The 13,202-nt window shown below is 67.8% G+C and carries 9 protein-coding genes; 2 read left to right on the forward strand and 7 right to left on the reverse strand.

Annotated elements, in window-relative coordinates:
- Nucleotides 1–711, forward strand: a 711-nt coding sequence (locus tag CXY77_RS00235; protein ID WP_140425423.1) for an HNH endonuclease signature motif containing protein, incomplete at its 5' end; no start/stop codon positions are given.
- On the opposite strand, the gene CXY77_RS00240 is transcribed toward CXY77_RS00235, so the two are convergent.
- The 7 genes from CXY77_RS00240 to CXY77_RS00275 all read right to left on the reverse strand — a co-directional run bounded on the left by CXY77_RS00240 (nucleotide 621) and on the right by CXY77_RS00275 (nucleotide 12,921).
- Nucleotides 621–5,960 (reverse strand): VWA domain-containing protein, encoded by a 5,340-nt coding sequence (locus tag CXY77_RS00240; protein WP_104129377.1) that lies wholly within the window; start codon nucleotides 5,958–5,960, stop codon nucleotides 621–623. The two genes, CXY77_RS00235 and CXY77_RS00240, sit on opposite strands and share 91 nt — an antisense overlap.
- Entirely contained in the window at nucleotides 5,961–7,199 is a 1,239-nt protein-coding gene (locus tag CXY77_RS00245; RefSeq protein WP_092341644.1) for a PASTA domain-containing protein, read from the reverse strand.
- A gap of 54 nt (nucleotides 7,200–7,253) precedes the next feature.
- A complete protein-coding gene (locus tag CXY77_RS20275; protein ID WP_199181817.1) occupies nucleotides 7,254–9,212 on the reverse strand; it encodes a hypothetical protein in 1,959 nt (652 codons plus the stop codon).
- 50 nt (nucleotides 9,213–9,262) lie between these two features.
- Nucleotides 9,263–10,825: a hypothetical protein gene (locus CXY77_RS00260; RefSeq protein ID WP_104129378.1), complete on the reverse strand. Its 1,563-nt coding sequence runs from the start codon at nucleotides 10,823–10,825 to the stop codon at nucleotides 9,263–9,265.
- A gap of 76 nt (nucleotides 10,826–10,901) precedes the next feature.
- Nucleotides 10,902–11,591 (reverse strand): hypothetical protein, encoded by a 690-nt coding sequence (locus tag CXY77_RS00265; protein WP_104129379.1) that lies wholly within the window; start codon nucleotides 11,589–11,591, stop codon nucleotides 10,902–10,904.
- Complete coding sequence (locus CXY77_RS00270; RefSeq protein WP_134345369.1) at nucleotides 11,578–12,441, reverse strand: PP2C family serine/threonine-protein phosphatase; 864 nt, start codon at nucleotides 12,439–12,441, stop codon at nucleotides 11,578–11,580. The genes CXY77_RS00265 and CXY77_RS00270 overlap by 14 nt, the downstream gene beginning before the upstream one ends.
- Before the next feature lie 3 nt (nucleotides 12,442–12,444).
- A complete protein-coding gene (locus tag CXY77_RS00275; protein ID WP_104129380.1) occupies nucleotides 12,445–12,921 on the reverse strand; it encodes an FHA domain-containing protein in 477 nt (158 codons plus the stop codon).
- Nucleotides 12,922–13,009: 88 nt separating this feature from the next.
- On the opposite strand from CXY77_RS00275, the gene CXY77_RS20420 reads away from it, so the two are divergent.
- Nucleotides 13,010–13,202 (forward strand): hypothetical protein (locus CXY77_RS20420; protein ID WP_233197134.1); only part of this gene is annotated, 193 nt, incomplete at its 3' end.

Below are 13,202 nucleotides of genomic sequence, written 5' to 3' on the forward strand. Positions count from 1 at the left end.
GTCTCCCAAGCCGCCGCGCGCGACCCCAAAACCCCCACCATGGGCGGCGCCGCCCCCACCGTCATGATCCACGTCAACGCCGCCGACCTCAACGACGGCCGCGGCGTCGGCTGGATCGACGGCGTCGAAGCGCCCGTCAGCCTGCGCCGGGTAAAAGAGACCATCTGCTCCGGCGGCGCCCAGAAAGTCATCGTCGGCGACACCGGCGACGTGCTCTACCTCGGCGACACAGTGCGCTGCTTCACCCCCAAACAACGCGCCGCCATCACCGCCCGCGACGGAGGCTGCATCATCCCCGGCTGCACCATCCCTGCCCGCTGGACCGAAACCCACCACGTCATCCCCTGGCAACAACACGGCCGCACCGACATCGACAACGGTGTCCTCCTCTGCTGGTTCCACCACCACACCATCGACACCAGCGGATGGAAAATCCGCATGATCAACAGCCGACCCCAAGTACGCGGCCCNACCGCTGCTCTGGGACCCCACCCAAACCTGGCGCCCCGCCCACAGCCACCGCGCCAACACCACCAACCCCGAACCACCCTGGCGCACCTAAGCCTTACCGCGCTGTCCACCAGAGTGTTTCGGTTGCACATCCTGAAAGGGCCGTGCTTTCAGGCGCCGACATCTCCGCGCGCGAGATTCCGCGGGTGCCCAACGAGTTTCTTGGCGCTGCGACGCGAAGCTCCGCCGGCTAGGCGTTGACCGAACAGGCGCCGGGCGAACAGCGCGAGTCCGATCGCGGCCAATAGCATCATCAGACCGCCGAACACCGTGGCCACGATCCAGACCGGCACCAGGGCGCCGATCCGCAGCTCGCGAACCAGCTCCAGTTCTACTCCGGTTTCAGCCGCACCGTTCATGGTCAGGGTCGCTGTACCCAGAGCCGTGTGCTGTGGAACGATGGCGGTGAGTTCGGCGTGGCCGGCGGCATCCGCTGTGGCGGTACCGAGAATGCTCGGGTCACCGCTGAGGGTCACGACCACCGGCGAGCCCGGCAGGTAGCCGGAACCGGTCACCCGCACCTGTTGCCCGGGCGACACGTGCACGGCTGGGCCGCTCACCCCCAGCTCGGCCAGCTTCGTGGGGTTGGCGAGGCCGGAGACCGCACGGTCAACGCTCTTGAGCAGTCCGGGTGCCGGCACCGCGTAGAGCTCGGCGCTGGCCAGCGCGGATGCCGACGGTTCGACACGCGCACGGTTCTGGCTCCAGAGCAGCAGGGTGTCGCCGATCGCGGTAAAGCCGTCGACGCCCGGTGCGAGCTGCCCCTCATCGGTCACCGTGACGAAGCTGTCGTCGTCGCACAGGGTGTGGTTGGGCTGCAGGGCATCTTCGGGCCCGGCGGCGTAGTACACCTCGTAGCCGTCAGCGGCCGCCCGCAGGGCTGCCGTTTCAAGGGACGCGTTCAGGTAGGCGATGACGGTGTGTCCCACCCGTGCTTCGGCGCGGCCCCATTCCTTGGTGCAGTCGATTCCGCGGTCGCTCGAGAACAGCTGCGGGTAGGCCGTCACGATCACCGGTGCGTGGGTGCCGCCGCGAGCTTCGCGGGCTTGCTTGGTGTTCACGGTGGCCCAGATGCTGCGGTAGACCGGGCTGAGGTCAAGTTCCTGCACCTTGCCGATCACAGTACGAACGGCCTGGTCGTCGAGTGCGCAGCCGGAGCTCGCGCACAGGGCGAGCAGGGCGTCGAGCCCCACGTCGGCGGCGCCGACCGAGACGACCACCTCACTCACTGCGGGCTCGGCCGCGAGGCGTTCAAGCTGGTTGTCTGCGCCACCTGGCATCTCAGCGCCGAGCAGGTTGTTGCCCGACGTTGCGGCGCAGGCGAGTACGACCAGGTCGGTCGATGCGGCGAGAGCGCCGGCGTACCCGACGGCTCCGCTGTTCTCACCGGCCTCACAGTTCGTGTCTGAACCGCCGGAGGCCGGGCCGTCACCGACGAGAGCTGCGGGATAGTCACTCGCCGCGGCATCCGCCAAAATCGCTCCCGGCTCGATCGGATCAGTGCGCTCTAGCAGGGTCTCATAGCTGCCCTCGACGATGACGGCGTCGACCTCCGAACCCCAGGCAATCACCCGATAGTCAGTGGTGCCGACGGCGTCTTGCACTGCACTGTAGAGCTGCACACTCTGCGTGCTGGTGGCGCCGGGCGGCAGGTTGCCGAAGAGAAGTTGCGGTGACGGGCTGACCAGCGGCACCAGGTCGCCGCTCGGAAAGGTGAGCGCGACGGTGATGTCGGCCGCGTCTCGACCCGAGGGGTTCGTCACCGTGACGTCAACGTTCTGGGGCTGGTTGGCCAGAATGGTGTCGCCGGCCGCGACCGTGAGGTCGATGCTGGCTCGACCAAGTTCGGCGAGCTTGTCGGCGAGCGCATCGACGTCGTCGACCGAGGTGTAGGTGCCGTCGGTCTCCTCGGCGATGCACTTGAGCTCGGTTTCGCCGAGTTCGGAGGTCTGGAAACCCACGGTCTGCACCTGCAGGTCGAAACCCTGAGCGCGAATCTGCGCCGCAGCCTCGCAGGGGTTTCCACATCCGCTTTCCCCGTCGGAGACCAGGGCCACGGTGGCCCCGCTGAGGCCGTCTTCCTGCAGCTGTTTGGTTGCTGCGAGCAGCGCCTCGGCGGTGGGCGTGCCTCCAGACGCGGTAAAGCCGGCGATCTCGGAGACGAGGTCGCCGGTGCCCATCACCGGGGCGACCTCGATGGCGTAATCCCCCGGCGCATCGCAGCCGCCGCCGTAGGTCCAGATTCCCATTTCCGAACCGAGCGGCTGGCTCATCACCAGCTCGGTGAGGGCGTCCTGCGCCTTCTCGATGCGTTCACCGGACATCGAACCGGAGAGGTCAACGACCACGAGCAGGGGGCGATTACCCGTTCCGGTGGCCGTGTCGGGCTCGGTGTCCGGGGCAAAGGCCTCATCCCCGGTCAGAGCGTAGGCGAGCTCATCGAGGGTGTACTCCTCGTCCCAGAACACCTTCTTGTACAACTGCAGCGGCTCAGCCTCCCAGCTGAGCAGATTCTTGTCCAAAACCTCGAGTTTCACGCCGATGACACCCTCCACGACGATGTCGAAAGTGCTCGAGAAGACAACGGATGCCGGCGCCTCGCCGACGGTGCCCTCGGCCACCGAGCCCACGGTGAGGGCCGGCTTGATATTGATACCAAAGTAAACCCCGGCCATGTCGTAGATCATCGCGTCGACCCGCAGGGCAAGAGTGGCGCCGAGGGCGACCTCGAGTTCGCTCTTCCACACGGTGGGGGCGGTCTCGGTGATGGTGTCGTTGAACGACCGCAGCTTGCCGTTCTCGAGGCGCACACCGAATTCGCGGGTGATGCGTTCAACGGCCGTGAAGGTTGTGGTGCCGGTCAGCGACAGGGACCAGTCAAACTCAGCGCTCAGGTCGAAGGTGAGCACCCAGGGGATGGGGACCGGAGTCGGAATCACTCCGAGCAGACGCCCCAGCGAAACGTGGGGCAGGTCGCCGGCGGTCACCTGCAGCGGTGAGCCGACCTGGCCCACTCGGCGTTGCTTCTTGCCCGAGCCGTAAGCGACGGCAATTTCGCCGTAGGAACTCACCTCGATCGTCTGGGTCTGTTGTTGCTTGACACTCGATTCGAAGTCGGCGAGCACTGTGCGCACGTCGCGGGTCCACTCCCAGAACGGTGCGATCTCAATGGTCAGGGTGGCGTAGCTGACCAGTTCGAAGGCGACACCCAACTCGAGGCTCGCTTCGCCGCTGAACGTGGGTTTATTCGGAGTCGGTGCGGCGCTGGGCGCCGGTGCCGGCGTGGGGCTGGGGCTGGCGGCGGGCTCTGGCACTGACAGCTCGGTGTCGCCGGCCGAGAAGCTCGCATCGGCGCCCTCGGCGGACGCGGTGATGCTCATCTTGAGGTCGTTGCTCTTGCTCTCGTACTCCACCGAGACTTCGGGCTCGGTCGTGACGGAGACGGTGGCGCTGAGGTCGACGACACCGATGCGCTTGGTTTCCGCCAGGTCCGTCGTGGGGAGGCCGGCCGGGTCGGCGGCGGCGTTGTACGACGCCGGCAGCACGACCGGGCGGTTGCCTTCGGTGGAACTACTCGCGGCACCACTGGCAGTGGCCGGCGGCGTGAGGGCCGTGTCGGGAAGCAGAGCCTGCTCGACGACCCGATGATTCACCTGCAGCACGATGTCGCCGAATGCCGCCGGCCGAGTCGTCACGACCACGAGCCCGTCGATGAGTTCCACCGCGATGACCTCGCGCATGATGCCGTCCGGCGTCGCCTCCGACACCCCGGCAACGATGAACTCGCCGACGACGGCCGGAGACAGCCCAGCAAACGAGATCGACGAGGCGGTCAGGTTCGACGCCACGTCCAGGCTCGCCTCCTCGAGCACGACGGTGCGGTTGTTGGCGACCGCCTCAGTTGCAGCCGGTACCTCCACGGTGAACGCGACCTCGTCCTGCCCCGTCTGGCCGGCCCAGTCCGTTACCGTGGCGCTCACCTCGTGGCTGCCGGGGGTCGCTGAGGTCTCGATGCTCCACCGCGGCGGAGTCGTGGTGGTGTCGACGCGAGCACTGCCGATGGAGCGATTACCGAGGCGCACCTCGACGAGCTGCACGCCGGCATCCGCTTCGTCGATCGTGCCGTGAATGACGAAGGTTCCGCCGGCGTCGCCGAGATTGACCGTGCCGTCCTGTGCCGGTTCGGTGATGGTGAGCGTGGGCGGGTTGTCGTTGGCCGGCAGCGCGGTGGGAAAGTAGCCGAGCAGGGTGAGTGAGTCGGCGATCGCGCCGTCGGGCAGGCTGATGGTGCCGCCGGGTCCGGCGATGACCAGAGTGGATGCCGCCCCGCGCACTGGCAGGGTCGTCTCACGTCGGTCGTCGGCCAGGCTGTCACCGGCGTCGGCGCTTACGGTACCGGGAGTGGCGCTGGTGACCTCGACGCTGTAGAGGGCGGAGCCGACTGACGCCGTGGCGATGCCCTTCGGCAGGGTCGGCGCGAGGCCGTTCGATTCGAGGGCAGTGTCGAGGGCTGTGGTGGCGACTGGAACGAGCCCGCCGACGATCGTGGCGGCGTCGAGCGAGCGGCTCTGGCCGGCAACCCAGCCGGTGACGCTCGCGCGCACGGCGTCGACAGTGCCGCTGAAGCTCCACTGGAAGAGGCCGCGGTCATCGAGCGGAACGAGAATCAGGGCGTTGCTCCATGATCCGCGGCTGTGCACGACCGCCGGGGCGTCATCGGTGCCCGCGGTGGGCAGGCTGAGCCGCGCGTCGGAACCGAGCAGGGCAACCTGCAGCCAGACGGCCGCCACGTCGTCGGTCGGTACCGCGCCGAGACCTTGGGGGCTCAGCGTGATCGGTGAGTTGAGGGCGGCGAGCGTGCCGCCGAGACCGGCGCTCGTGTCGATCACGAGGCGAGGCTCGATGGCCGCACTGCCGCCCGGTGCAACCGCCGGCTCGCCCTTGCCTGCCACCTGCAGGTAGGCGAACAGGGTGAGGGTGACGGCAACGGCCTGGTCGGCCGTGAGGGTGAACGACCCCGTGTCGTCGAGCAGTACGAGCTGCGAGGTCGTGCCCGGCGCGTTGGCGCTGAAGCTCACGATGGGGGTGACGGTCGGCTGTGAGCCGATGACGATGGCGCCGGGTTCGGTGCCGGGAACGATCTCGAGTTGGAGCAGAACGGAGGTGGTATTTTTCGGGAGGGCGGCATCCGCTCGGTCAATGGAAAACTCGGTCCCGGCATTCGCCACCAGGTCGTCTGACCCGACGTCGAACGGTTCGACGGCGTGCCAGCTTCCGGCCGAGCCGGCGTCGTCGAGGCCATCAAGGGTGCCCGCGGCGGCACTGTTTCGGCCGTCGATGAGAAACCAGACCACGCCGATCGCCAGCACCAGGGTGACGACGACTCCGGCGGCGATCAGGATGAGTGCCGCGCGGCGACGCGGCTTAGGAGCGGCCCCCGAGGCGCTCACTTAGAGTTTTCCCAGTTCGTCGATGCTGCCGAGGACTTCCGGGGTGATGAGCACGAGGTACGAACCGTAATCAGATTCGGCGCTCGTGACTTGCACCGACAGGGTGGTCACGCCGGAGACGAGCCAGCTGAACGCCACCGGAGGCCCCTCGGCGAGCGCGTAGCGGGCGATTTCGGCACCGTCGGCGAGCACCACAACGGTGATGGACTCGTCACTGTACTGGTCGTCTTCGAGGCCGAGCGAGCCGGTAACCTCCGCGACGTGGCCGCCGAGCGTCCAGGTGACCGTCTCGGTGTCTGGGCTGGCCGACACCGTCACCGCGTCGTCGTAGTCCTGGCCGCCGACCGACTGGGTACTGCCGAAGCTGGTCGATCCCTTGGTCGGATCGATGTCGTCGAGCGAGACACGTGACGCACTGTCGGCAATCACGATGGCGACCGATTCGGGCAGGGCCGATCCGGGCGCCGGAACAATGCTGGTGACCGTGCCGATGACGGCGCCGGGAACATACTGGCGCGTCTGCTCGACCCGGGCGCCCATACCCTGCAGCTCATCGATGATCTCGGCGGCTGGGCGGCCGGCAAAGTCGGGCACAATGGCGGGCGTGGATTCCAGGATCGTCACGCTCGTGGGGTTTTCGGCGCCGAAGACCGGCGTCTGCTGCACGATGACGCCGACCACGCCAGCGGCCGGGCGGGTGGCGACCTCGATGAGTTCGGCCGGCACCCCCGCGTCGACGATGGCCTGCATGGCCCGCTCGGTGTCGAGTCCGCGCACATCGGGCATGATGGCCACGTCGCCCGGTTGGTATTCGGGCAGCGCTACGGTGATCACCTCCGGGCTCGTGCGGGAGACCTCGGCGACCACCAGATGGTTGGCGACGGCCCAACCGGCGAAGACTCCGCCGGCGCCGCTCGCGAGCATGAGTGCCAGAACGGATGCCGCAGCCACGGCGATCCACCAGCGCGCCTTGCGTTCCGGCGGCACCGTTTTGGTCTCTGGAGCGGCCGGCTCGGGAGCCGGATCGGTACTCGTTGGGTCGGGCGCAGCCAGATCTGTTGCAGCCAGATCTGCCGCTGTCACATCGGCGATCCACTGCAGAAGCCCGGGATAGCTCGCGGGGTTGTTCACGATGATCTCCCGCAGTTCCGGATGCTGCTGGGCGAGCTCGGCGAGCCGCTCCGGGCTGCTCTGAGGGTCAGCTGCGAGGTTCTGCAGGGCGATAAGCGTGGGATTCACGGGCTGGCTCCGGGTTGGGGATGAGTGGGGTGCGGTCGCAGGTGTTCGGTGGGGCTAGAGGCCGCGGGCGCGCAGCGCCTGCTGCACGAGCGGGTCGGGCGACTGCGCCAACCAGGTGAGCAGGTCGGGGTAGGCACTCGGGTTGCCCGCTAGTTGCGGCCAGACCTCCGGGTGCTTCTGCGCCAGGTCATAGAGCTCGGCGGCCGAAGTCGCCGGATCACCGGCCGCGAGGCTGGCCGGGCTGGGAGCTGCGACGGGCGCTGCGGCTGCCGGTTCGGGTGCCGGCTCGGCTGGCGCTTCGACCGGTGCCGGCGGAGCTGGCGGCGCGACCGGGGGTACCGGCGGCGCGACAGGTGCAGCCGCTGCGGGTGCGGCAGCAACGGGTGCTGCGGGCGCAACGAAGGCCGCCGGAGTGACGGTTGCGACAGCGGCGGGTGCCTGCACGACCGGCGCCGCGGCATCCGCTTGCGCGGTCGGCGGAACCGGCGGAACAGCCGAAACGGGCGCAACCGGCGGAACCGGCGCATAGCCCGTGTACGTGGCCTGAGCCTGGGCCCGAACCGGTCCGTACTGGGTGAAGTAGCCACGAACGGCGGCCGGGGCGGTGAGCGAGTAGAACACCAGGGCTGGCAGTCCGAACGCGAGGGCGAGACTCAGCGTCGCCGCGGTCGTGAGGATGATCAGCGAGAAGGAGCTGTACGCCGCGCCATCGAACATCCAGGAATAGAGCTCGCCGACGTTCTCGTAGCTGAGGGTCTGGGCGCGCAGCACGACGAAGACGATACCGAGCACGGTGACGATGCCGGTCAGCCCGAGCACGAGCCACTGGCTGCCGGCCGGGTTCGACCGCAGCGTTGTGCGGGCGATGATGGCCACCACAATGATGATGGAGAGCACGATCGTGGCACCGATGTTCAGACCGGTGGAACCGGTATTGGTACCGCTCCCAATGAGGTTGGCGATGACCAGCAGCAGGCTTAGACCCGCGGCGCTGATGATGAGAATGAGCGTGAGCGAGGCCACGCCGAACCATTTGGCGATCGGTTCGATCGGCACCATCGCCAAACGCAGCGCCGGTGCCGAGGCCAGGCCGAGCAGCCCGGCGAGCAGAATGAGCGGGTAGCCTCCCCAACTGAGCGACTCGATACCGCCCACGGACAGAGCAAAATCGGTGAATGCGTCGATCGTGATGACGGCGACGGCGATGCCGCCGAGCGTGCGGCCGACGGTGAGCCAGATCGCGCTGCCGCGAATGATCCCATAGATCGGCAGCAGCACGGCGGCGGCGCCGGCCAGCACGGCCACGACCGCGGTGAGCAGCACCACGGCGTTGACCTGAGCGGATGTCGACGAGACCAGTCCCAGAACCAGCGCGCCCAGCACGGTCAATGCCACCACGGCGCCGTACCCAATCACGATGCGGTGCCAGATTCGAGCGATCGGGTGGTAGCCGACGATGCCGACCAGTTCGGCGGAACGGGGCTGGGCGGCGAGGAAGGCGCCGGCCAGTCCGAAGGCAGCCGCGTAGCCGAGCCCGGTCGTTTGATCCTTCGAGAAGGCGTCAACGAGCATGAACCCCAGCGCGAGGAGCGCGTATGGGACGTTGACCAACAGTCGGATCAACCAGATCTGGGCGAGCCCGACGCCCGGCCCGAAGGCGCCGGCGCGCAGCAGGTAGGTGAGGCTGAGGGAGAACAGCGACAGCAGCGTGATCAGGATGACCTCGATGCGGCCGGTCGCTCCGATCGTTTCGCTCATGTTGTAGGTGTCGGGACTGTTCATCCACGGTAGGGCCAGGGAGATGAGGAGCAACAGCAGTGCTCCGCCGTCGCGCGCCCAGTCGGAGGCGGGGATGCCGGCGAACGGGTTCGGTCGGGTCGGTGCTGGGGCGTACTGTGGCGCAGCTGCGGGCGCGGCGTACTGCTGCGGGGCCGCGTACTGTGGCGGCGCGACGGGCGCCGCATACTGCGGAACTGCCGGCGGCTGCTGGGGGGCGTTCGGGTCGAAGGTCATCTGAGTCCTCTGTCTTCGTTCTGGTTTCGTGTCACGGTGCTGCGCGGGGGTTACTGGTAGAGCCGGTCGAGTTTGCCGTCCTGGCTGAGTCGCACCAGGTTGTCCACGGCGACGCCGGTCACGTCGGCCACGGTGCGCATGGGGCTGACGAACCATCCGTTTTTCTCCTGCACGGAGAGAACTCGCCAGCTGTCGGCGCCGAGTTCTTTCATCCAGGACGCGTCGTCGAGGCATCCGTCGAACGACGAGTAACCCGAATCGGTGGTGACGCAGACTCCGTTGAATTCGGTGCGGTACGGCCAGTTGTAGCCGTCGCCCTCGATCACGATGCTGTCGATGTCGAGCCGCGCCGTATTGCCCTCAATCTGCGGAGTCACAGCGAAATCGGTGATCTGCAGGTTGTCGTAGTCGCCGTCACCGTCGGTGGGCATGAGGGCGTCACCGTAGAGGCTGAGAAAGCGACGTTCGGCCTCGGGCAGAACCGCGGCGAGGTCGCCGTAGTCGCCGTTCTCGCCGAACGCGATCACGGCTTCGGCGAATCCTTCGGCAGCGGCGTCGGCGGTGTCGAACGACGCCACGTCGCCTTCGGCGGCCAGGCTGCCTCGGGCGTTCGATCCGCTCTGCAGAATGTTCTCGCCGGTCGTCAGCAGCGGGCTGACGTACCAGGAGCCACCCTCGCGAACGGTGACGATGCTGGCGTCGTGTCCGAGCGAGTCGGCCAGGTCGGCGGCGGTCTGCGTGTACGGCAGCATGTCGTTCAGTTCGTCGATCGACGACTCGCGCAGGTCGGCGATCATGGAATCGGTGTCACTGTCGTCGTAGTCCCACGACTCCTGCTGCAGGCGCAGCTGCGGCGCGACGACCTCGAGGTAGGCGTCGGTGATCGTTTCAGCATCACCGTTCATGGTCATCTCACCCGCGGTGATAGTGACGACGGCGATGCCCTCTTCGATGTCTTCAGACTCGAGTTCGAGCCCGGTCAGGGTGATGTTGAGGCTGTCGACGACGGTGTTGATGAGCTCCGGCATATCAACCGGGTCGCCGTTCTCGTCGTCCATGGCGATGGTGCCGAGCTGGTCGATCGGAGCCTTGAACGATTCGATCTCAGCGGGAGACAGCGAGCCGTACAGGCTGATCAAGTCCATATCGGCGGTGCCCTCGAGCAGCTTTTCGACCGCAGCAGTCGGTGAGGATGCCCCGCCCAGCTTCGAGAAGATGGCCCCGTAGGCCCAGATGCCGCCGCCGGCGACCAACAGCACGACGACCCCGATTGAGCCCCAGATCAGCAGTTTCTTGCGCGGCCTCTTGGGTGTTTGGCCCGGCTGGGCCTGGCCAGCCTGAGCCTGACCCGGCTGGGCATAGGGATTCACCGAAGCGGATGCCGCCGGCTCGGTCGCCGGCGCGATAACGGCGGGCGCGACTGCGGGCGAAGCGATCACGGGCGCGATCGTGCCGAGCTGGAGCATCCACTCAATCAGGGCCGGGTAGCACGACGGATTTCCGGCGATGACGGGGTGCAGCTCGTGGTGGGCGGCAGCGATTTCGGCGAGCCGGGCCTGCGAGGTCGCCGAGTCGGCGGCTTCCCGATAGAGGGGGGAGGTGGAATCTGTCACGAGAGAAATGCTCCTAGATGGTCAGTGCTGGTAGACGGGTACGAAGTGAGGGGGCGGTAGCGGATAGCGGTCGCCATTACCAGGTGAGAATGGTGAAGACCGTGTACGCGGCGGCTGTGAGAACGACCAGAACGGTGATCGAGATGATCAACGTCAGGGTCACTCGGCGACGGCGACGCTTCGTGACCGCGGCACGCTCGCGAATCTCGGCGGCCGCGTCGGCGAGACGGAGACGGGCCAGGTCGGGCTGCACGTCGGCGAGGGGCAGCGGGTTCTTTGGCGGAATGATGGCCGGTGTCGGCCGCGCCGCGTAGCGCACGCTCTCACCGCTCTGCACCTGCGGCGGCTGGTAGCGCCGTTGCAGGGAATCCACGACCGGAGTGTGCAGGGGGGCGGCCGCTCGCCGTCCGTTCAGGAGGGTATCGGCCGCCGTGCTGCCCCGGGAGGAACGCACGGTGGCCTCGTCGTCCGGGCCATTAGTCGGGTCATCAGTCGGGTCGGCCGCATCTGGTGCCTTCGTACGGGCCGGTCGCAGCACACGGCGGGTGTGTTCATCACTGCCGCGTTGCACGATGCGGGTGTGTTCGTCCATCGTGCGCGAAACGATAATGGTGTCGTCGCTGTCGTCGGTGTCGGTATCATCGGTGTCGGTGTCATCGGTGTCATCGGTGTCGGTGTCATCGGTGTCGGTGTCATCGGTGTCGTCGATGTCGGGCAGGTCTGCCACCGGTTCCGGGGGTGGCGCGCTCGGGTCAGCGGGCTGCATTGCGGGCCACTCGTTGCACCGGTCGGGTGTCTTCGGTGCGGGTATCGATGGTGTCGGAGTGGTCGTCGCCGATCGCGACGCCGTGCCAGGAGCTGACCCCGCCGGCGATGACATCGATCACGATCACCGAAACGTTGTCGCGGCCGCCGTGCTCGAGGGCCCCGGCGAGCAGCGCGTCGGCCGTCTGCTGGGTGCTGCCGCCGAGGGTCAGACCGGCCTTGATCGCTTCGTCGGAGAGCTCGCCGCTGAGGCCATCGGAGCACACCAGCAGTCGTTCGCCGGTCACGACCGGTCGCAGCCAGTAGTCGGCGCTGCTGTTGTCGGCACCCATCGCGCGGGTGATGACGTTTTTGCGGGCGAAGCTGGCGACATCCGCTTTGAGCAGTGACCCTTCCTCGATGAGTTCCTGGGCGAGGGAATGGTCGACGGTGAGCTGCTGAAAGTCGCCGCCGTGCAGGCGGTAGACGCGCGAGTCGCCGACGTTCACGATGAGCCAGTGTGGGGCATCTTCGTGGTCGATGAGCACCAGGCCGGTGAGAGTACTACCCGCGCCGCGCCCGGTCGAATCCGACACGGCGCGCACGCTGGTGTGGGCGCGCTCGACCGCGGCCACCACGTCACCGGCCGCAACATCGGTGCGGCCGACGCAGCCCCGGAACTCGGCGATCACAGCGGAGCTGGCCCGCTGGCCGGCCTCCAGCCCGCCCATGCCGTCTGCGACGATGAACACCGGTTGGGACGCCAGCAGCGAGTCTTCATTCTCGTGCCGTTTGCGGCCGACATCGGTGCGCGAGCCGCACTGCAGCGACACCCCAGCACTGGTCGCTCGCTGTTCGGCGAGGTGCGTCACGACTCAGGCCTCCAGGTAGATGCGCGCCGCGAGCTCCCCCAGCAGGAACCGATCGGTCAGGGGCGCGCTCGCACCCGCATCGAGTTCATTCTCCAGTCCGCCCCCATCAATGAGCACGACGCCGTTGGTCGAGTGCAGGTCGCTGATACCCCAGGCACCTTCGACAAAGTCCAGACGGGCGTGCGTCTTCGACACCGTCTTGCCGGGGTCGTGCAGCGGAACCAACTGTGCGTCGGTGTGTGCGCCGCCACGTGCGGGGTTGCGCCCGAGCAGCACGACCGGTTTGGTGAGCGACACTTTGAGACCGTGCTCGGTTTCGAGCGTCCACGGCTTCATGCGGCGCGCCACGATCATCGTTTCGTCGAGGTCGTCGTCGACTTCAGCGGCGACTGGCGCGGGAAGTGCGGCGGGGACCGCTGCGACGGCTACCCCGGCGGCGATCTCGGCGGCGGCTGCGGCGAGCTCGCCGGGCAAGGCCATGGGGAGTTCCGCGGTCCCTGGCCCACTAGCCGCAGCAGCGACCGGTGCGGCGCTCACCTGAACGACCGGCGCCGGCGGAGCCCACGGGTTGGCCGGTGCGGCGGCCGCAACGGGCGGTGCCGCAACATCCGGCGGCGCCGGCGGGGCAGAGGCTACCGGCGGCGCCGGCGGAGCAGAGGCTACCGGCGGTGCCGGCGGTGCCGGCAATACCGGCGGGGCGGGTGGGGCAGGCGGGGCTGGAACAACGGCCGGAGCCGACAGCACCGGCACAGCAGGCGGGG

This window comes from Cryobacterium sp. N21, assembly GCF_002929575.1.
GTDB classification, from domain to species: Bacteria; Actinomycetota; Actinomycetes; order Actinomycetales; family Microbacteriaceae; genus Cryobacterium; species Cryobacterium flavum.